This is a genomic window from Nocardia sp. NPDC051787 (assembly GCF_040681325.1).
GTDB lineage: Bacteria > Actinomycetota > Actinomycetes > Mycobacteriales > Mycobacteriaceae > Nocardia.
The window spans coordinates 270,384-289,661 of sequence record NZ_JBFAYO010000003.1 but is presented as its reverse complement, the minus strand read 5'-3'; the positions used below and the strand labels follow the sequence as shown (position 1 = coordinate 289,661).

Below are 19,278 nucleotides of genomic sequence, written 5' to 3'. Positions count from 1 at the left end.
CGACCGAAGCTACTAGCTGATCTCGCGGGTGAGCCTCGACGACCACGGGCACCACATACAGCCCGGCAGGAACGCGCCGCATGCCTCGTCCAGGTGGTCCTGGACGTAGGAGATGCTGGCGTCGCAGACCTCGATCGCCACCGTGAAGAAGGTGATGGTGTCCGGGTCCAGGAAGAAGCTCCAGCCCGGGTTGTAGGGCGCAGGCTGCTTCCGGATCCGCCCCATGACGTGGATGGACATCGCTTCCTCGCCCGACAGGATGCGACGGGCCTCGGCGATCCGCTGCTCATTGGTCAGCTCGATGACGAATTCTTTGCCTGAGTAGTCGGTGAATGCGAAGAGCGCCATGACTTTCCCCTCTTGTCGATGGGTCGTGTTGTCGATGGATGGCGAACTCGGCACCGGTGCGACTCGATCCTATCGGCCCACGTCCGGATATTTGCTATGAATTTGCCAAGAGCGCAGCGGGAGATCAGAGGGCAGTCTGTGCGGCGAAAAGAGGGCTAGGCCCGAAACTCAGCGGGAGACCCCCGCGGGGATCCCATTGTGCGCCGGGGTTGGACTGCGGCGCACGGTTTTCACGCTGCTGATCAGCTCCCGGATAGCGATCGCACCCCTGGCCACCGGCGCGGCGACCCGGCCATCCGGGTCGATCAGCACGGCGGACGGGGTACCACGCACCCGGTAGCGCAAGGCCGCTTCGTTGCTGTGCTGTACAAGCGATGGAATATCGCCCAGCCCGTTTTCGACGCCCCACGCGGCTTGCTCCGCCGCGTCACCATTTCCGACCGCCACGATAGCCAGAGCGTCGCTGGTGCGCGCATGCCAGCGTGGCAGCTCCCTGGCCAGCGCGGCACACAGCTCACAGCCCGGATGCACGAATACCAGCAGAACCGACCGCTGGCCGACCAACAGTCCTTCCAACGTGGTCTTCCCGCCTCTGGCGTCGAGCAGTTCGAACTCCGGCGCGATCGAGCCCGCTGGCAGGCCCTCCGCGCCCAACGTGGACAGTGCCTGCTCATCGACCCTGCGACGCAGCACACCCAGTTGCCCCGCCATCCACACCAGAACCGCGGACAACGCGGCAACCACCGCACAACCGGTCGCGTCGTCGGCGGGCAAGCCCATCGGCACGCGCGGGTGCGTCAGCGCACCCACACCGACCGCAGCGGCGAGCACCAGGAGAACGCCGTTGCGTGCCAGTGTCTTCGGCCCGATCGGCGCCGCGCTCGCGGTTCCGAAGCACGAGCACGAAGGCCGCTCACCGCGCCGCAGTAGGCGCGCGATCACCACCGTGAACACGCCCAGCAACAGCAGTGCCGCCACCGCGGCGACACCGGAGACCCACGGAAACAGCGCAGCGACAGTGATCACCACCTCGCCGATCGGCAATCCCCATGCCACGGCGGGCACCCAGCGCAGCGGCACCCCGAAGTCCGCCACAGCTTGCCGTGTCGCACTCCGATCCGCCAGCTTGCCCCACGCCGACAACCCGAACACGGCACACAGAGCGAGCCGCGAAACCCACACCGCGTATTCGATCAGCATGAGCGCACCATGCCACACTTATGCGCTTCGAACATGAATGGCTCGACCGGGCTTTTCAGGACCGAGATCGAGTGGCGACGCCGACCGCGACGAGGGTGAGCACGCAACCGACGATCGCGGTCGCCGACAGGCCCGCTGTTGTCGGGGTGAACAGGTCGAGGACCAGCGCGAAGAGCAGTTGCCCTGCCACCGAGGTGAGGCCGAGCAGCAGCACACCGATCCAGCGGACGGTCAGGGCCGCCAGAGCAATGAACGCCACGCCGATGAACCCGCCGAGATAGAGCCATGGCTCGGCAGGGAACTCGGCCGGACCACCGGAGGTCGCGATCACGGTAGCCGCGAGGACAAGCAGCGCGAACAGGCCGACGCAGAAATTGACCAGGGCCGCCGAGATGGGGCCACCGACGGCGCCGACCTTGCCGTTCACCGCCTGCTGCCAGGCCAGGCCGATCCCGGCCAGCGCGGGGAGCGCGATCAGCAGCGCGGTCGGCGCATCTCGCAGTGCTTCGGGCACGGAGAGACCACCGGTTGCGGTGCGGCCGTGACCGAATCCCGCGACCAGCACCGCGACCATGCCGAGTACCGCACCGGCCAGACGCACCGCGGTGACCGGCGTGCGTCCACTCGGGCCGAGACCGAGACGGTCGACGATCAGGCTGCTGAGCAGTTGGCCCGCGACGACGGCCACGGTGAACGCGGTGACCCCGATGGCCGCGACAGTGAGACCCTGGCACGCGACGAAGAACGCGCCGCACAGGCCGCCGAGCAGCTGCCACGGCCGCAGCCCACCGTCCGTCAACGCCCGCCGCACCTCCCGCACACCCTCGCGCAGCCGCCCACTGACCGCGAAGGCCACGGCGAGCACGAGGAGCCCCGTACCGAAACTGACGGTGGCGGCCGCGACCCCATCGTGCAGACGCGCGCCGAGCGCACCATTGATCCGCCCCTGCACCGCGACACCGGCACCGATCCCGAACCCGAAGACCAGCCCCAGCCTCACCCGCACGGTCATAACCCGCACGCTACCGGGGCAAGCTCACCGACCAACGCGAGTGGCACCTGAGTGTGGCAAAACGCGAGAGGGGGTCTCCGTGATGTGCCACTCACTGGCGACGCGGGAGCCAGCGGGGGGTCAGGGCGGCTATGACGAGCATGGCGACGCCTAGCATCGCCAGGAGGGTGGACATCGAGTACCGGATGGTCACCACGGCGGCGAAACCGAAGACCGCGAGCGCGACCACCTCGCTCAGCAAGCCGGACACCGAGGTGACCGTGGCGCGGGCCGGGCCCTCGATGGCGTCCTGGAGTCGGGCGCCTGCGACGACCACCGCGTTGTGCACAATGCCGTAGGAGATGCCGATCGCCGTGAATCCGAGAATCGTCAACGGATACATCACATCGGGCCGCCGTGCGGCGAGCCCCGCGACGAGCGCGCCGCCGAGGAACAGGACACCGGCGATACCCATCACGATCCCCATCGTCCGGCCCGACATGCCTTCGGTCCGCCCGCCCAGCACGGAACCGATCAGCGAACCGAGCACGGTGAGACCGACCAGCAGCGGCACCACCGCGGTGGAGACGCCCACCTGCTGCGCGAGCAGAGCGAAATACTCGTCGAACGCCGTGATGCCGAACAGCAACGCCTCCAGCAGCACGCCATAGCGCACCGCTCGCACCCGAACGGCTTCTCCGATACCGGCTTTCAGCATGTCGAGGTACCGAGCGAACGGCCGCGGCTGGTCGACCACGGCTTCCGGCAAGGCATATCGCTCACCGGCACCCGAAACAGAATGGTTCACGGGTAGATCCGAGCTGCCGGCGCGATCGTTCGCCGAGCCCCCGTCGGTGACCGCCACGCCGCGGTCGCGAAGGGCATCGCCCGCCGCGGCTCGCCGAGCGACGTCAGAGGCGCAGCCGCTCGCTACGGAGTCCGGTACAGCGCAATCGTCCGTATCGCTCGTGCCGACCGCAACGGTTCCGCGGGTGGCGTCTCCGGCTGCGGCTCGCGTACCCGCGCCCACCATGAGATCCGAGTCGACCGGACGATCCGCTGTGCCGCCATCCTCGATCGACACCGTATCGACGCCGAGGGCTGAATCACGGGATCGCGCAGCGCGGTCTTCTCCGGATGACTCCGATACGACGTCTTCCATGTCGTCGACGTCCGCGGTGGAGACCGCCTTCGGCGCGGTGGGCAGCGACAGCGCGATCACCGTGTGCAGGGCCGCTACCGCGACGCTGGACCAGCCGACCAGCGCGTAACCGCCGTAGAGGTAGAGCGGAGTCGCCGCGACAATGGCGACGACGACAGCCGCTTCCGCGCCCGCACGGGTGTAGCCGAGGACGCGCGGGTAGGCCGCGGATTCGCCGCGGGCGGCGAGGTCGTCGTAGAGCAACGCCTCGAACGTGCCGGACGCCAACGCACCCGACGTACCCCACAGCACGAATCCGGCGGCGAAGCCCAGGAACGAGGGCGCCACCGTCCACATGGCGAAACCCGCGGTCAGCAACACACCGCTCAGCATGAGCAGACCGCGCCGCGAGACCGTGTCGGCCCACGCCCCGGAGGGCACCTCGAGCAGGAACGACGTCGCCGACCAGATCGCGAACAGCAGCGAGATCTGTCCCGTGCTCATCCCGTGGTCGGCGAATAGCAGGGCATACAGCGCGTAGAGCGGAATCAGTTCACCGATGCTCTTGAAGAGCACGGCTCGAACGGTCAGCGAGCGCAGGCTGAGATTGTGCGCGCTACCCGTCGATCGGGCGCGCGCCGATTCAGCGAATCAATAGGCGTAGATGAGCAAACGCATGCCGTCAGCATGCGCACGACCGCCATGCGGCGTCAAGGGAATTAACCGAAGCCCAGGCGGGTATCGTCCGGAGGTTCAGTGCAGCGGCACCCAGCCGTTGGCGTGGACCGAGTCCCCATCGCCCAGTTCCCGGTCCGTGGCGCCGATACCTACTCGGCCCTGGTTCTCGTTGAGGTCGCTGATCAGCTCGGACACCGGATGCGAGTCGCTGTAGTGGTAGCCCTGCGCGAGCGCGAAGCCCAGTTCGGTGAGCACCGCGGCCTGGTATTCGGTCTCCACGCCCTCGGCGATCACCTGGAGATCCAGCGCGCTGGACAGGGCGGCGATCACGCCGAGCAGCGGTGGTGCGGGTGAGTCCGAGCGGATCGCGGCGACGAAAGACTGGTCGACCTTGAGGATGTCGCTCGGCAAAGTGGCCAGCCTGCTGAGCGAGGAGTATCCGGTGCCGAAATCGTCGATGGCGATGCGCACACCCCGCTCGCGCAAGGTGTGCAGATTCGCGATGGCGGTCTGTGATTCGGCGGCCAACTCGCTCTCGGTCACCTCGAGCACGAGCTGATCGGCGGGCCACCCGGTACTGGCGAGAATGCCTGCCACGCGGTCGGCATAACCGACCTCGGCCAGCTCTAGTCCGCTGACGTTCACGTTCAGGGTCAAGTCGAGCTGGGCGAAGGTCTCCTGCAGCCGCGCGGCGTCCGCGCAGGCCCGGCGCAACACCAGCTCGTCCAGGTCGGAGATGAGATCGTATTCCTCGGCGACCCGGATCAGGCCCTCGGTGGTGACGTCCGGTTGCGCGCTGGACGACCAGCGCAGCAGCGCCTCCACGCCGACGGCCTTGCCGCCGCCCTCGGTCAGGCTGACGATCGGCTGGTAGTGCACGTCGAGTGCGCCGCGATCGATCGCCTCGCGCAGCTCCACCGCCAGCGGTAGCTGCCGCGAAGACTCCAGCACCGTCCGGTTGCGCCCGGCCTGCTTGGCCCGGTAGAGGCCGACATCGGCGCGGCTGACCAGCAGCGATCCCGATTCCCCCGGCTGCCAGGAGGTCACACCCGCCGAACAGCCGGTGGTCACCGCCGCGCGCAGCTGTTCGGTGAGCAGAATCGCGGCCTGCTCGGTGGTGTTCGGCAGCAATAACGCGAACGCATCCCCGCCGTAACGGGCCAGACGCTGATCGGGGGCGAGGAGTTTCGACCAGGTGTCGGCCACCCGCTGCAGGACGGCGTCGCCCGCCCGGTGACCCAGATGATCGTTGATCTTCCGGAAGCGGTCCAGATCGACCAGCACCAAGGCGAGTCCCTGCCCGGACCGGGTGGCCTGCTCGATCGCGGTGTTGAGCGCACGGTCGAAGCCGCGCCGGTTGAGCAGGCCGGTGAGCACATCGATGTCGGCCTCGGACGCCATCCTGGTCAGGATGCCGACGACGACGCCGACGCCGAAGGTCACACCGGCTGGGATCAGGCCCGACCACCACGGCAGCCCGGGAGTCACCGGCCGGGCGGGCAGCACCCACAGGCACAGTGCCAACGCAAACGTGATGTGGGCCGCCGCCTGCGACCAGGCGAAGAACAGTGCGGCGTCGCATGCGACGAACACGTAGAAGGACGCGAGGCTGATCGCGCCGACCGTGTTCGGGAACGAGTGCACCGCGATGGTCACCAGCACCGTGGCGATCGCGACGTAGACGTGGTGGATCGAATGCGGCAGTCGCGGCCCCCACGCGAGCAGCGTGAGACCGAGCACCAGCGCTACCGCCGCCGCCCCGCCGACCAGAGGCCGATTACCCTCCTCACCAGGGGCGATCGCGGTGATGAGCAGGCCGAGAACCCCGCCCATGACGTAGAACGCCCCGGTGGTCCGAGCCATGACCATGGCTGTCGCCAGCGCAGATGCGGCCCGCACCCGAGTCCGGGTATCGCCGCGAGACCCGATTCCTCGCACGATGAATAGCCTAGACATAAGGAATCCCGCCGGTTGCCACATCCCGGGAATCCGGCACGGCGAACCGGTAGCTATTCACCTGTATGTCATCCGCTCGTCGTCATTTCGGCGGCCGGAGCACCTCGGTGCCGACGAACGGGACCAGCGCAGACGGCACCCGGACCGACCCGTCGGCTTGCTGATGGTTCTCCAGTATCGCAACGATCCAGCGGGTGGTGGCCAGCGTGCCGTTCAAAGTGGCGGCGATCTGCGGCTTTCCGTTCTCGTCGCGATAGCGCACGGCGAGACGGCGCGCCTGGTAGGTAGTGCAGTTCGAGGTCGAGGTGAGTTCCCGATAGGTCTGCTGCGTGGGCACCCACGCCTCGCAGTCGAACTTGCGCGCGGCCGAGCTGCCCAGATCGCCCGCCGCGACGTCGATCACGCGGTAGGGCACCTCGATGGCCGCGAGCATCTCCTGCTCCCAGCCGAGCAGCCGCTGATGTTCGGCGTCGGCCTGGTCGGGCGTGGTGAAGACGAACATCTCCACCTTGTCGAACTGGTGCACCCGGATGATGCCGCGGGTGTCCTTGCCGTAGCTGCCCGCCTCCCTGCGGAAACACGACGACCAGCCGACATACCGCTTGGGCCCGGCGCTCAGATCGAGGATCTCGTCCGAGTGGTAGCCCGCCAGCGGCACCTCCGACGTCCCGACGAGATAGAGATCGTCGTCGGCGAGATGGTAGACCTCGGCCGAGTGCTGGCCGAGGAAACCCGTGCCTGCCATGATCTCCGGACGCACCAGCACCGGTGGGATCATCATGGTGAAGCCGTTGGCAACGGCGCGCTGGGCGGCCAACTGCAGCAGACCCAGTTGCAGCAGCGCACCGTAACCGGTGAGGAAGTAGAACCGGGCGCCCGATACCTTCGCGCCGCGCTCGGTGTCGATCAAGCCGAGCGACTCGCCCAGCTCCAAGTGGTCTTTCGGCTCGAAGTCGAATTCCCGTGGCGTGCCGATTGTTCGCAGCACGACGTAATCGTCCTCGCCGCCCGCGGGAGCGCCTTCCTGCACGACGTTCGAGATGGCGCGGTGTGCGGCGTCCAGGTCGGCGTCGGCGGCGTTCTGCGCGGCCTCGGCCTCCTTGACCTTGACCGACATCTCGCCCGCCTGCGCGAGCAGCGCGGATCGATCCTCTTTGCTCGCCTTTCCGATCAGCTTGCCCATCGCCTTGTGCTCGGCGCGCAGGTTGTCCGCGGTGGCTACCGCGGCACGCCGCGCCGCGTCCGCCTCGAGCAGCGCGTCGACGAGGGCGGGGTCTTCGCCGCGGGCGCGCTGCGAGGCGCGGACCGCGTCGGGGTTGTCCCGCAGGAATCGGAGGTCGATCATGGGCCACCAGCCTAGTGGTCGGTGCATCGCCGTTTCACGCCGATATCCCAGGATGCGGTCCATCGCCGCGTGATCGCGCGCATAGTGGGCTTGTGGGCACCCCATTCGACGACACCGCTATCGACAACGCGCTGGCCGACCTCACCGCGGGCGAGGAGGCCTGGGCCGCGACCCCGCTGCCTCGCCGACGGGAACTGCTCGACGAGATCCACGCGCGGACCGGCCGGTTCGCCGAGGACTGGGTGCGGGCCGCGTGCGTCATCAAGGGGCTCGACGAGGATTCGCCGCTGGCCGGCGAGGAATGGATGTCCGGACCGCTCACCCTGCTGCAGGCCACCGCCGCGATGTCGGCGACTCTGGCCGTGCTGGAGGCCGGATACAGCCCGCTCACCGGCCTCGCGCTGAAGGAGGCGCCGGGCGGCCGGGTAGCGGTGCCGATCCTTCCGCACGGCGGCTACGACCGGCTGCTGCTCAACGGCTTCAGCGGCGAGGTCTGGCTACGGCCCGGCGTCGACGCCGACACCGCGCGCAGGCGCGCCGGGCTGGCGCAGCTGGATCCGACCGCGACCGGCGGTATCGGCGCGGTGCTCGGCGCGGGCAATATCACCTCGATCCCGCCGCTGGACGCGCTCTATGAGCTGTACGCGCACAACCGAGTGGTCGCGCTGAAGCTCAACCCGATCACCGACCCGCTGTTCACGGTGTTCGAGATGGTGTTCGAGCCCCTCCTCGAGCTCGGCGTGCTGCGGATACTCACCGGCGGCGCGGAGCAGGGCGGTTACCTGGTGCACCATCCCGACGTCGCGCATGTGCACATGACCGGCAGCGCGAACACTCACGACGCGATCGTGTGGGGCCCCAGCCCCGAGCGTGCGCAGCGGAAGAAGGACAACCGGCCGCTGCTGGACAAACCGATCACCAGCGAGCTGGGCGGCGTCTCGCCGACCATCGTGGTGCCCGGCGCCTGGTCCGACGCCGACCTGCGCTACCAGGCCGAGCACGTGGCCACCCAGCGGCTGCACAACGGCGGCTATAACTGCGTGGCAGCGCAGACGGTCGTGCTCAGCGCGGACTGGGACCGCAAGGACGAGTTCCTCGACGAGCTGCGCCTCGCCCTCGAGCGGGCGCCGCAGCGAACGGCGTATTACCCGGGCAGCGATGCGCGCGTCGCCGACGCGCTGGCGTCGTATCCTCAGGCCGAGCGCCTCGGCGCGGGCCGCGTGCTGATCGACCAGCTGCCGCGCACCGACACCCCGCTGCTGCGCACCGAGTACTTCTCCCCGGTGCTCGGGGTGGTCGAGCTGCCTTACGCGGGCGGTGAGTTCCTGCAACGTGCGGTGGACTTCGCGAACGCCGAGCTGACCGGTACGCTCGGCGCGAACGTGATCGCCCCACCGACGACCATCCGCAGGCTCGGCGTCGCCTTCCACCGCGCGATCGAGCGGCTGCGCTATGGCGCGATCGCGGTGAACGCCTGGACCGGGCTGGCCTTCCTCACACCGCGCGCCGCATGGGGCGCCTTCCCCGGCCACACCCTGGACGACGTGCAGAGCGGAATCGGCGTGGTACACAATGCATTGCTGCTCGACGACGTCGAACGCACCGTGGTGCGCGGTCCGTTCCGGCCGGCGCCGCGCTCGCTGCTCGGGGGCGAACTCGCCCTCTCGCCGAAACCGCCGTGGTTCGTCGACAACGCCACCGCCGCGACCACCGGGCGCAGACTGACCGAGTTCTACGCCGCCGCGAATCCCGCCAGGCTGCCCGGCGTCTTCCTGTCGGCGCTGCGCGGCTGAGCCCCGCGACAGGCTGCCGCGCCGATCGGGCCAGGTCGTGGCACCACGGGACGGACACTGCCATGATGGACCGCGATGTCCTCCGAACCTGTGTCCCGATCCCGGCGAGCGCCGAGGCGCGGCGCGTCATCGCGCGCCGACGCGGTACGCCGCTCGTTCGACTCGGCCAAGGCCGCGCTCGCCGACAGCAACCTGCGCGACGTGCATCTGTCGGCGCCCACCTTGCGCTGGGGTCTGCTCGCGGTGGCCGCCGGCGCCGTGGTCGCGGCCCTGGTGACGCTGTTCGTGACCGGCTTCGACAACGAGAAGGGCCTCGAGGCGCATAATCCCGGCTCGCCGCTGCAACCGGTACTGGACAAGGAGTTCGGCACCGCGGCCAAGGGCGACTGCCTGAGCTGGACCAAGCCCGACCGATCCGACCTGGTCAAGGTGAACTGTTCGAGCAAGCACATGTTCGAAGTCGCCGCCGACATCGACATGAGCAGGTATCCGGGCAAGGAGTTCGGCCCCGGCTCGCGGTTCCCGGACTCGCTGCGGCTCACCGAGCTCAAAGAAGAGCACTGCGTCCCCGCCGTGCAGAAATACATGTCCGGTCGCTTCGATCCGCGCGGCAAGTACATTGTCGGGCTGATGTATCCCAGCCCGGACGGCTGGCGCCACGGTGACCGCACACTGCGCTGCGGGCTGCAGGTCGCGGCCAGCGTCGGCACACCGCCCTCGGTCGGCAGCGCCACCGAGCACGACCAGTCCCGGGTGTACGAGGCCGGCGTGTGCCTCGGTATCAACCAGAATCTGCCCACCGATCCGGTGGACTGCGCGCAGCCGCACGCCGTGGAGATCGTCTCCACCGTCGACCTCGGTCCGCACTTCACCGGCGGCCCGCCGCCGAAGGAGGAGCAGGACAAGTTCGTCGAGGAGGAGTGCACCCGCACCTCGACGGACTACCTGGGCGGACCGGACGTCATCCGGAACAAGACGCTGACGCTGTTCTTCGACTACATCGACGCTCGCAGCTGGATGGCGGGCAGCCGCAAGCTGGACTGCATGATCGGCAAGGGGGCCGACCAGGAAGGTTTCGCACCGATCACCGGTTCGGCCAAGGGCGACATCCTGATCAACGGCCAGGCTCCGGTGCCGCCGCCGAACAACGGACGCTCCACGCCCGTACCGCTGCCCGGCGCCGCGCCGCTGCCACCGCAGCCACGGCCGAGGTAACCCGATCCCAGATGCCCGTCTCGATGTCCGACGACCGGTTCGAGGAATTGGTCGGCGACGCACTGGATCTCATCCCACCCGAGCTGACCCGCGCGATCGACAACGTGGTCGTGCTGATCGAGCCGCGCAATCCGGAGGATCCACATCTGCTCGGGCTGTATCACGGCATCGCGCTCACCGAACGCGACAGTCATTACGGCGGAGCGCTTCCCGACACGGTGACGATCTACCGCGAGCCCATTCTCGAGCTCTGCGCCGACGAGGCCGAGGTGGTGGAAGAGGTGGCGATCACCGTGATCCATGAGATCGCACACTATTTCGGGATTGACGAAGACCGTCTACATCAGCTGGGATGGGGCTGAATTCGACCGAGTCGTATTGCGTACCCACAGCCATGGGTGTGTAATCGGCAGGGAGATCGAAACGTTGGGGATTCGATGGAACCGATCGCGTTGCTGTCGCGTCCTATCACTCGAAGGGGGAATTCTCGTGGTTCCGCCCCACAGCCACTAGAAGGAGTCGAGTCATGGTTGGACATGTACTGATCGCACCCGAAGCCATTCTCGCCGCCGCGGCCGAGCTCGACCTCGTCGCCGAACGGCTGGCCGCCGCCGCGGCGATCACCGCGCCCGCGACACACGTATTGCCTTCTGGCGCTGAGGAAGTCTCGTTCGTCAGCGCCAGCCACTTCAACCAAGGGGCGATGTCCCACGACCGCGCGGTCGCGCAGGCGATTCTGGAATGCCACCACGCCGCTGCAACGCTGCGCATGCAGTTGGCCCAGCACGTCGCGGGTGACGTGGTGCGTGCCGCGGGCATCAGCGCCTTCCAGGTGTAGATCCGCCACCGAGACCATCAGCAACATTCATTCAGGGGAGTAGTCAAACATGGTTGCAGGAGTCACCGGCGTGATCTGGGCGGCTCGGCCGTCGGAGATCAATTCGGCCACCTTACATGCGGGCGCGCACGCGATTCCCATCTCGGCCGCCGCCACCGCCTGGGGCGGGCTCACCGCCGCCTGGGTCGACGCGACGACGACCGTCGCCAGGGTGATGGCCGAACTCGGCGTCGGCATGCAGGGCATCAACGGTATCGCCGCGTTGAGCAAGCTCACCGGCTTCCTCGGCTGGTCCGAACAGCAGGGCGTTCAGGCGGCCGCGATGGGCGCGAAGGCCGCGGCGAACGCCACCGCCTACACCGTCGCCTCGTTGGCGATGCCGAGCCCACCGGAGATCGCGGCCGTCAACGCCGCCTTGATGGCGTCGGCGAACCCGCCGGGAGTGGTGTCCGGCGCCTTCGAGGTCGCGGAGATCGCCAGGCACGCCATGGACATCCGTGCCGCGCTGGTCATGGAGACCTACGAGGCCGCGACGAGCGCCATGCTCGCCACGCCCGCCGAGTTCCTGATGCCGCCGCCGATCGCCGCTGGCGCTGGAACCGCGACCCCCGAACAGGCGGCGAACACCGCCTCCGAGGTCCCCGCCGATCCGATCCAGGCCGCCATCGCCGCCACACAGGCGTTCTTGAGCAACCCCGGTGTGGCAAGTGCCGCCACGCAGGCGGCCCAGGCGGTCGGCTCGATCGCCACCACCAGCGTTTCGACGGTCGGGAATGTCGCGGGGAGCGCGATCGCCGCGGCAACCACCAGCGCTCCTGCCGTGTCGGGCGTTGCTCCGATGGCCATGGGCGCCGGTATGGCCGCCACTGGCGCTGCCACGACGCGCGCCGTGTCGTTCACCGGCATCGGACCCGCGGCGGGCGCGAACGGCTCCCTCAAGCTTCCGGATGGCTGGGGCTCGAGCGGCGCGATCGGTGGCTCCACACCGACCCAGGAGAACGTCGCGGCCAACCGGGTCGATGCGGCACCGGTCCGGCAGTCGAACGCGGGCAATGGCAACCCGCTGCTGGGGAACCAGGCTCGCAGCGACGAGGACGACGAAACCGAGCACAACGGCCGGGATTACCTGCGGTCGACCGAGCACTTCAACGACGGCCGGTTCGCCGCCGATGGTGTTATCGGCGGCGGTGACATCACCGGGACGGCTAGGTGACCGTACTCGGTGCGGGCCGCGGCTCATCGACACTCGAGGCGGTCGTTCTGTCGCTCGATGAAATGCAGTTTCTCCTCGAGAAACTGCAGATCGAGGTCCCTGTCGTGTTGAACGCCAGGGGACGCTACGACAACGTGACCGACCACAGGACGGCGATGGACGCGGCCGCCGAGTCCCTCATCCAGCGCGAGCTCCTCGTCGACGATGTAGTGCACAGCGATCTGGAGAATCGGCTGCGCGCGCTGAACCGCCCGCACTGGATCATCGCACTGCGGTTGGTTGTCGATGGGTGGGTAAGTCGCTTCTGTCTGGCGAAGGGCGTCGATCTTCCGGTCGTCGCCCTTCGCGGGCAGGACTCCTACGTTATCGACGAGGCCGGGATCGATCTGCCCGGCCCGGTGCTCGCGGCGCTCGGCTACGCCGAACCGCTCGAGCTCTATGGCATGAACGTTCCGACCGAAGAACTGGCCACGATCTTCGGAGACACCGGTGACGCCGCGGCCACCGCGGCACGCCTGGCGAAGGTCGGCAACCCCACGAACGACGCGAAGACTTTGGCCGCGGCCTTGGTCGAGATCCACTCGTATGCCGAGATCGTCGGCGTGGTGTACGGCGACGGCACCAGAGGCGTGGCCGATAACCACATCGCCGTATTCAATACGCGCGCGGGGCGGTTCATCACGACCGCGAGCAAGTCCGACGACGGCGTCAAATGGAGTTCACTCAGTAGCGGAACAATGGCGCGATTGCGCACGGCGGTACAGGATCTGATCAACTCGCTGCCGGAACGCGAAGACTTCCCGCGGAATCCGAAACTTTCCTGAGCGCCGTCAGCCCTCTCTAACCCATCGGGTCGTCTGAGGTCGGCGCGACGTCGTATCCGAATGGCGGCGTGAACCGGCCCCAGCGAATGCACTCCCACCCGCCATCGGGCATGGGAACCAGCTCGATGGTTTCGGTGTTGTCCAGGTGGTTGTTCGTTGTGAACGGCGGTTGCACACCCGCGAGTGTGCGACCGACGAGCCGCATGGCGGCGCCGTGACTCACCACCATCACATCGCCCGCACCGTCGTCCTGCGTGAGGTAGGTGGCCCGCAACTGCGCGATCGCGGGTAGAAAGCGGTCCAGGACATCCTGGGCGGATTCTCCTCCCGGCACCCGCAGCCCGAGATCGCCTTCGTGCCAGGCGCGATAGATCCGCTGGAAGGTCCGATGGGCTTCTTCGCTGTGCTGCCCTTCCAGGTCACCCGCCTGTACCTCGTGCAGGCCGTCGAGCACCATGGCAGCCACGCCGGTGGCGGCCTCGATGTAGCTCGCGGTCTGCCTGGCGCGCAGCGCCGCCGAGGAGAACAGCACCTTCGGCGGCCGGAGCAAGCCCTCGCCGAACGTCTTCGCCTGTGCCGCACCGCGTTCGGTCAGCGGCAGTCCCGGCACCTTGGTATCGAGCAGCTTGGCGACGTTTCCTTCGGTCTCACCGTGCCGGACCAGAATCAACCTACCGGTCATAGGTCCGCCATCCCCTTTCTCAACTGAATCAACCACTCCGCCGCCGCTTCGTCCGACGGCGGCGGCGTGCCGGTTGCCGAGGTCGCCGGCCAGGACCCGAGGAAACGGATCCGCGCCGTGCGGTGCAGCGCCTTGAGCGCCTCGGCCACCGCCGTGTCGTCGATGTGCCCAACGCAGTCGAGATAGAAACGGTACGTGCCCATGCCGGTTCGGGTGGGACGGGATTCGATCCTGGTCAGATCAATTCCGCGGGTGGCGAACTCGGCGAACGCGCGCATCAGCGAACCCGGCACGTTCGGCAGCTCCAGCACGATGGATGTGCGGTCCGCGCCGGTAGCGGGCGGCGCCACCGTGGGCCGGGTGCACAGCACGAAGCGCGTGATCGCTTGTTCATGGTCGGCGACGCCGGAGGCCAGCGCGATCAGCCCCAGCCGTTCCCCTGCCAGCGCGGTCGACACGGCAGCATCCGCGTGGCCCGCCACCACGTCTTCGGCGGCGGCGGCATTGGATGCCGACGTGTAGGACCGCGCCTGCGGCAGGTGCCGGGCAACCCACAGCCGTATTTGGGCGGCGGCCACCGGGTACGCGGCCAGGGTCCGCACGTCCGCCAGGGTCGTCCCCGGCCGGCCGAGGATCGTGAAGCTCACCTCGAGCTCGGTCTCGGCGATTATCTGCAGACGCGCGCCGATTGCCAGGGAGTCGAGCGTCGCCGATATCGACCCCTCGACGGAGCTCTCGATCGGGACCACGGCACCGTCCACGTCGCGCGAGCGGACCAGGTCCAACGCGGCCCCTTGGCTGGGCGCGGCGACCCGCTCGACGGGTCCGTCGAAGGCTCCCGAGGATTCGAGTTGAGCGAGGGCCATCTCGGTGAAGGTTCCGGACGGCCCGAAGTACGCGATGCGCGGCACGGTTACGAGGTTACTGGCGAGCCGCCCGGCTCCCCACGGATTGCGATGGCTCGGCCCGCGCACGGTGTGTGTTCCGCTTCCCGAGCGCGGGCTCAGCTGCGGGTGAGCACCCGCAATGCGTCGATGACATGGTCGGGGTCGTCGGTTTCGATGGCGAGCAGAACCGATCGGACGGCCTCGACCGCCGGTGGTTTCAGCGAACTCAGGAACGCGATATCGGGCCTGCTCAGGGCGGTGCGGATGTCGTCGCCGCAGAGGGCGGCGGCCGTGGCCGCGACGATGGCCACCGCACGCTGACCGGAGGAGGTTCGTGCGACGAAGCCGGTGTCGGAGTGTGCCACGCCCGCGAGGAAGTCGGCGATGCCGGAGTCCGGCGCATCCAGTTCGAGGATCAGCGCCGCGGCGCTTGCGCCGAGGTAGCGGACCAACCCGTCCACCAGACCGCGCCGCGGGGGCGTCGACAACGTCACCAACACCGGTTCCCCGGCTTCCGTCCTTTCCGACACGTCCCCACCGTAACAACCCTGATCACCGTTACCCGGCGGCGATGGCCACCGAACCCGCACCGGACGATGCGCCGGGCCGCAAACCGCTATCCGCGTGGGCCGTTACCTCATCCGCTTCACCGCGTGCCGTGCGCATCGATTTCCCGGGGCGTCCGCTCTGTTCAGGCCGATCGAAACGCTTGCGGAACCAGCCCATATCACTTAGCTTAGGGTAACCTAATTAAGCCGCGACCGAGCACCGGAGGTTTGCATGCCGCGTCCGACCCCGACCGTCGCCCCGTCCACCGCCGAGCGGGTACGCAGCGCGTGTGTTCATGCGGAGCAGGCGGTGCTCGCCATGCCGGGCATCGATCCGACGGCCGCGTCCGTGCACCATGTGCGACCGTGCGGTGACGCGGTGATCGCGATGCCGACCGCCTCGGTCGCGGCGATCCTGGCGGGCAACTCCGGCGCGAACGGGGCGCCGGCGGTGCTGGAGCTCACCGACCACGCGCCCCTGCCGCTACGCGAGCCGGTACGCGCGCTGGTCTGGCTGCGCGGCTGGGTGCGCGCGGTACCCGCGCAAGCGCAGCGCGCTCTGGCCACCGAAGTGGCGAAGGAGAACCCGCATCCTGGACTGCTCGACGTCGGCTTCGGCGCGACTCTGCTGCGGCTGGTGATCAGCTCCGCGGTGGTGGCCGACTCGACCGGAGCGGAATCGGTGAGCAACGACGAACTGCGGCTGGCGCAGCCGGATCCGTTCTGCGCCATGGAATCGGCGTGGCTACAGCACATGCAGGCCGACCACGCCGACATAGTCGCTCAACTCGCCAGACACCTGCCGCCGCGCCTGCAACACGGCATCGTTCACCCGCTGGCCATCGACCGCTACGGACTCACCCTGCGCGTCGAAGGACACGACGGCGACCACGACTTCCGCCTCCCGTTCAGCGCCCCGGCCCACGACATCGAGGCGCTCAGCCGCGCCGTGCGGACCCTGGCGGGCTGCCCGTTCCTCAACGGCTTACGCCGCATCTGACCCGGCGGTTCCCGAAGTCCACCGCAGTCGACACGCCCGCGGTTCGCCCACCCGGCGATCCGGTTTGCCTGCCAGCCGATCAGCAGGCCGCTGACCAAGCAGACGCTGGCGGTGCCATTCGTCTTCGCGGCGGGCTCAGCGCTCGGGCCTCGACCTCCCCCACCCGAGCTGAGCGTTGGAGAACGCCGGCAAGCTGGCGCCTGACCTCGACCGGATGCTCCGATCTCGTCCACGGAACGAAGTCGCGACATCGACGCCGAGCTCGGATCGCGGGGTTGCGACTCCGACGTGCCGCGCGCCACGCATGGCCAGCGCAATAGATTCGACCCATGCGTGCGGAGTCCGGTGCCGGGTGGGACGAGGTCGAGCCGAGCGATCGGGAACGGCTCGCGTTCAAAATCGAGATCGCCGTCGTGCTGCTCGTCACCTTCGGCCTCAGCGGGCTGAACGCGGCGCTCTCGCTGCTGGAAAGCGCGCTCGCACCGGGTGGGGTCCGCGGGCGAACCATCGCGCTCAACCCGTCGCGATCCACACAGTCGACCATCGACCTGCTGTTTCAGCTGCTCAGCGTGCTGCGTCTGGTCGGATGGGCAGCGCTGGGACTGTATCTGCTATGGCGCGGCGGGCTCGGGCCGCGACTGATCGGACTGGCGAACCGGATCCGGTGGCGTTCGGACGTGCTGCCCGGTATGGCGCTCGCCGCGATCATCGGAGTGCCGGGCCTGGGTTTGTATCTCGTCGCGCACGCGTTGGGCTTCAGCGTGACGATCGTGCCCGCCTCGCTCGGCGACTACTGGTGGCGGCTGCCCGCGCTGATCCTGTCGGCCTGTGCGAACGCCGTGGCCGAGGAAGTGATCGTGGTGGCGTTCCTGCTCACCCGGTTGCGCCAGCTCGGCTGGTCGGCACACTCGGCGTTGCTGGCCTCGGCGCTGCTGCGTGGCAGCTACCACCTGTACCAGGGGCTGGGCGGCGGACTCGGAAACATGGTGATGGGCGTCATCTTCGGTCACTACTGGCAGCGCACGAACCGGCTGTGGCCGCTGGTCCTCGCGCACGCGACCATCGACGCGGTCGCCTATATCGGCTATACCGTTCTGCGCGGCCATGTTTCGTGGCTGCCGTAACGCAACTGTGCCCTCCGGCTCGCTAACGGCCCGGTCCCGTCGGCGAATTACCAAACAGCACCCCGCTGTACACATGCGGCACCCGATAACCACCCGATAAGTAGAGTCTCAGTGATGAACGGCGACGACCCCCAGCGCAACGCGCGAGCGCGCCGGATGCCGCCGCCAGGCAGGCCCGGTGAACCCCCGATGCAGCGGCGCACGCCCGCCCCGGGACCCAGCGGCCCGCCGCCGATCGAACCCACCCAGGTGATGCGCCGCGACGGACCACCCCATCCGCCCCCGCTGGCGTATTCGCAGGTCCCGCCGGAACAGGGACGGCGCATGCCACCGCACAGGCCGCCGCAGGCACGCGCGCATGCCCCCACCCAGCGTCCGGTCCCGCATCACGAGGGTCCCCCGCACGCGCCCACCCAGCGCCCGGTCCCCTTCGACGACGGGCCGCCCCATCCGCCGACGCGCCAACGTCGACCGTATCGCGAGGGCCCGCCGCCGCCGGTACCCCCGGGCGGCGCGCGCCCCGCCCGGGCGCCGCGGCCGCGCCGCAAGCGCCATCCTTTCCGCTGGCTCCTGGTGATCCTGCTGGTACTGGTGCTCGCCGCGGTCGGCGCCGTCATCCAGTTGGACGGTTCGCTCAACCGCATCCCCGCGCTGGCCAACTACGCCCAGCGAGTCGGCAACACACCGGGTACGAACTGGCTTCTGGTCGGCTCCGACGGACGCAGCGGGCTGACGCCGGAGCAGGAGCAGGAACTGGCGACCGGCGGCGAGGTCGGGCCCGAGCGCACCGACACGATCATGCTGGTGCACGTCCCCGGTTCGGGCAAGACCACCCTGGTAAGCCTGCCGCGCGACTCCTACGTCAGCATCCCCGGCCACGGCAAGGACAAACTCAACGCCGCGTTCGCCCTCGGCGGCCCGGCCCTGCTGGCGCAGACGGTGGAGATCGCAACCGGCCTGCGCATCGACCACTACGCGCAGATCGGCTTCGGCGGCTTCGCCAGCGTGGTCGACACGCTCGGCGGCATCGACGTCTGCGTGCCGAAACCGATCGACGACCCGCTCGCAGGCATCGATCTGGCCGCGGGTTGCCAGCGCCTGAACGGGCCGCAGGCGCTGGGCTTCGTGCGCAGCCGCGCCACGGCGCTAGCCGATCTGGACCGGATGAACAATCAGCGGCTCTTCATGGCGGCCCTGCTGGAGAAGGCCACGAGCAGTGCCACGCTGGCCAACCCGTTCAAGCTCTGGCCGCTGGCCTCGGACACCGCGAAGTCACTGAAGGTCGACAACGGCGACCACATCTGGGATCTGGGCCGCTTGGCCTGGGCGCTGAAAGGCGACACGGTCGCGACCGCCGTCCCGATCGGTGGGTTCGACGACACCGACAGCGGCAACGTCGTGCTCTGGGACAAGGACAAGGCCAGCCGGTTCTTCGACGCGCTGGCCGACGACCAACCCGTCCCGGACGACCTGCTGACGAGGTAGCGTCGGTGCC

The 19,278-nt window shown here is 68.6% G+C and carries 18 protein-coding genes; 9 read left to right on the top strand and 9 right to left on the bottom strand.

Going from position 1 to position 19,278, the window contains the following annotated elements:
- Positions 1 to 12: 12 nt before the first annotated feature.
- From AB0M45_RS05010 to serS, 6 genes are all read right to left on the bottom strand, one after another.
- Positions 13 to 348, bottom strand: a complete 336-nt coding sequence (locus tag AB0M45_RS05010; protein WP_364322967.1) for a calmodulin — start codon at positions 346 to 348, stop codon at positions 13 to 15.
- Between the two features lie 168 nt (positions 349 to 516).
- The gene (locus tag AB0M45_RS05005; protein ID WP_364322965.1) at positions 517 to 1,548 is read right to left on the bottom strand and encodes a MauE/DoxX family redox-associated membrane protein; all 1,032 of its coding nucleotides are present in this window, start codon (positions 1,546 to 1,548) and stop codon (positions 517 to 519) included.
- 55 nt (positions 1,549 to 1,603) lie between these two features.
- Positions 1,604 to 2,560, bottom strand: a complete 957-nt coding sequence (locus AB0M45_RS05000) for a DMT family transporter (protein ID WP_364322963.1) — start codon at positions 2,558 to 2,560, stop codon at positions 1,604 to 1,606.
- Positions 2,561 to 2,651: 91 nt separating this feature from the next.
- Entirely contained in the window at positions 2,652 to 4,256 is a 1,605-nt protein-coding gene (locus AB0M45_RS04995; RefSeq protein ID WP_364322961.1) for an MFS transporter, read from the bottom strand.
- A 177-nt stretch (positions 4,257 to 4,433) separates the two neighbouring features.
- Positions 4,434 to 6,227 carry a bifunctional diguanylate cyclase/phosphodiesterase gene (locus AB0M45_RS04990; protein ID WP_364323096.1) on the bottom strand — a complete coding sequence of 598 codons (1,794 nt, stop codon included), beginning with the start codon at positions 6,225 to 6,227 and terminating at the stop codon, positions 4,434 to 4,436.
- 169 nt (positions 6,228 to 6,396) lie between these two features.
- Positions 6,397 to 7,659 (bottom strand): serine--tRNA ligase, encoded by a 1,263-nt coding sequence (gene serS, locus AB0M45_RS04985; RefSeq protein ID WP_364322958.1) that lies wholly within the window; start codon positions 7,657 to 7,659, stop codon positions 6,397 to 6,399.
- 92 nt (positions 7,660 to 7,751) lie between these two features.
- Between serS and AB0M45_RS04980 the strand changes: the two genes are divergently transcribed.
- The 6 genes from AB0M45_RS04980 (at position 7,752) to AB0M45_RS04955 (ending at position 13,542) form a co-directional block, all read left to right on the top strand.
- Positions 7,752 to 9,452 (top strand): aldehyde dehydrogenase family protein, encoded by a 1,701-nt coding sequence (locus tag AB0M45_RS04980; RefSeq protein ID WP_364322955.1) that lies wholly within the window; start codon positions 7,752 to 7,754, stop codon positions 9,450 to 9,452.
- A 75-nt stretch (positions 9,453 to 9,527) separates the two neighbouring features.
- Complete coding sequence (locus tag AB0M45_RS04975) at positions 9,528 to 10,667, top strand: septum formation family protein (protein WP_364322952.1); 1,140 nt, start codon at positions 9,528 to 9,530, stop codon at positions 10,665 to 10,667.
- An 11-nt stretch (positions 10,668 to 10,678) separates the two neighbouring features.
- Positions 10,679 to 11,029 (top strand): metallopeptidase family protein, encoded by a 351-nt coding sequence (locus AB0M45_RS04970; RefSeq protein WP_364322949.1) that lies wholly within the window; start codon positions 10,679 to 10,681, stop codon positions 11,027 to 11,029.
- Between the two features lie 164 nt (positions 11,030 to 11,193).
- The gene (locus AB0M45_RS04965; protein ID WP_364322948.1) at positions 11,194 to 11,505 is read left to right on the top strand and encodes a PE domain-containing protein; all 312 of its coding nucleotides are present in this window, start codon (positions 11,194 to 11,196) and stop codon (positions 11,503 to 11,505) included.
- A 49-nt stretch (positions 11,506 to 11,554) separates the two neighbouring features.
- A complete protein-coding gene (locus AB0M45_RS04960) occupies positions 11,555 to 12,718 on the top strand; it encodes a PPE family protein (protein WP_364322945.1) in 1,164 nt (387 codons plus the stop codon).
- Positions 12,715 to 13,542 (top strand): ESX secretion-associated protein EspG, encoded by an 828-nt coding sequence (locus AB0M45_RS04955; RefSeq protein ID WP_364322942.1) that lies wholly within the window; start codon positions 12,715 to 12,717, stop codon positions 13,540 to 13,542. The genes AB0M45_RS04960 and AB0M45_RS04955 overlap by 4 nt, the downstream gene beginning before the upstream one ends.
- A gap of 16 nt (positions 13,543 to 13,558) precedes the next feature.
- Here the strand turns inward: AB0M45_RS04955 and AB0M45_RS04950 are convergent, their stop codons facing one another.
- The 3 genes from AB0M45_RS04950 to AB0M45_RS04940 all read right to left on the bottom strand — a co-directional run bounded on the left by AB0M45_RS04950 (position 13,559) and on the right by AB0M45_RS04940 (position 15,641).
- Positions 13,559 to 14,224: a histidine phosphatase family protein gene (locus AB0M45_RS04950; RefSeq protein WP_364322940.1), complete on the bottom strand. Its 666-nt coding sequence runs from the start codon at positions 14,222 to 14,224 to the stop codon at positions 13,559 to 13,561.
- Positions 14,221 to 15,135: a prephenate dehydratase gene (gene pheA / locus AB0M45_RS04945; RefSeq protein ID WP_364322937.1), complete on the bottom strand. Its 915-nt coding sequence runs from the start codon at positions 15,133 to 15,135 to the stop codon at positions 14,221 to 14,223. The genes AB0M45_RS04950 and pheA overlap by 4 nt, the downstream gene beginning before the upstream one ends.
- A gap of 92 nt (positions 15,136 to 15,227) precedes the next feature.
- Positions 15,228 to 15,641, bottom strand: coding sequence for a hypothetical protein (locus AB0M45_RS04940; protein WP_364322934.1), 414 nt, complete (start codon positions 15,639 to 15,641; stop codon positions 15,228 to 15,230).
- Positions 15,642 to 15,891: 250 nt separating this feature from the next.
- Here AB0M45_RS04940 and AB0M45_RS04935 point away from each other — a divergent pair, with 250 nt between their 5' ends.
- From AB0M45_RS04935 to AB0M45_RS04925, 3 genes are all read left to right on the top strand, one after another.
- Positions 15,892 to 16,659 (top strand): DUF2470 domain-containing protein, encoded by a 768-nt coding sequence (locus tag AB0M45_RS04935; RefSeq protein ID WP_364322931.1) that lies wholly within the window; start codon positions 15,892 to 15,894, stop codon positions 16,657 to 16,659.
- A 329-nt stretch (positions 16,660 to 16,988) separates the two neighbouring features.
- A complete protein-coding gene (locus tag AB0M45_RS04930; protein WP_364322929.1) occupies positions 16,989 to 17,783 on the top strand; it encodes a CPBP family intramembrane glutamic endopeptidase in 795 nt (264 codons plus the stop codon).
- Between the two features lie 114 nt (positions 17,784 to 17,897).
- Complete coding sequence (locus AB0M45_RS04925; RefSeq protein WP_364322927.1) at positions 17,898 to 19,268, top strand: LCP family protein; 1,371 nt, start codon at positions 17,898 to 17,900, stop codon at positions 19,266 to 19,268.
- The last annotated feature ends 10 nt before the right edge of the window (positions 19,269 to 19,278 follow it).

Bases quoted from the DNA above. Each gene is read 5' to 3' on its own strand.
- AB0M45_RS04975 (WP_364322952.1), top strand. From the start codon at position 9,528: ATGTCCTCCGAACCTGTGTCCCGATCCCGGCGAGCGCCGAGGCGCGGC.
- AB0M45_RS04950 (WP_364322940.1), bottom strand. From the start codon at position 14,224: ATGACCGGTAGGTTGATTCTGGTCCGGCACGGTGAGACCGAAGGAAAC.
- AB0M45_RS04930 (WP_364322929.1), top strand. From the start codon at position 16,989: ATGCGTGCGGAGTCCGGTGCCGGGTGGGACGAGGTCGAGCCGAGCGAT.
- AB0M45_RS04965 (WP_364322948.1), top strand. From the start codon at position 11,194: ATGGTTGGACATGTACTGATCGCACCCGAAGCCATTCTCGCCGCCGCG.
- AB0M45_RS05000 (WP_364322963.1), bottom strand. From the start codon at position 2,560: ATGACCGTGCGGGTGAGGCTGGGGCTGGTCTTCGGGTTCGGGATCGGT.
- AB0M45_RS04960 (WP_364322945.1), top strand. From the start codon at position 11,555: ATGGTTGCAGGAGTCACCGGCGTGATCTGGGCGGCTCGGCCGTCGGAG.
- AB0M45_RS05005 (WP_364322965.1), bottom strand. From the start codon at position 1,548: ATGCTGATCGAATACGCGGTGTGGGTTTCGCGGCTCGCTCTGTGTGCC.
- AB0M45_RS04990 (WP_364323096.1), bottom strand. From the start codon at position 6,227: ATGGTCATGGCTCGGACCACCGGGGCGTTCTACGTCATGGGCGGGGTT.
- serS (WP_364322958.1), bottom strand. From the start codon at position 7,659: ATGATCGACCTCCGATTCCTGCGGGACAACCCCGACGCGGTCCGCGCC.
- AB0M45_RS04970 (WP_364322949.1), top strand. From the start codon at position 10,679: ATGCCCGTCTCGATGTCCGACGACCGGTTCGAGGAATTGGTCGGCGAC.
- AB0M45_RS05010 (WP_364322967.1), bottom strand. From the start codon at position 348: ATGGCGCTCTTCGCATTCACCGACTACTCAGGCAAAGAATTCGTCATC.
- AB0M45_RS04935 (WP_364322931.1), top strand. From the start codon at position 15,892: ATGCCGCGTCCGACCCCGACCGTCGCCCCGTCCACCGCCGAGCGGGTA.
- AB0M45_RS04925 (WP_364322927.1), top strand. From the start codon at position 17,898: ATGAACGGCGACGACCCCCAGCGCAACGCGCGAGCGCGCCGGATGCCG.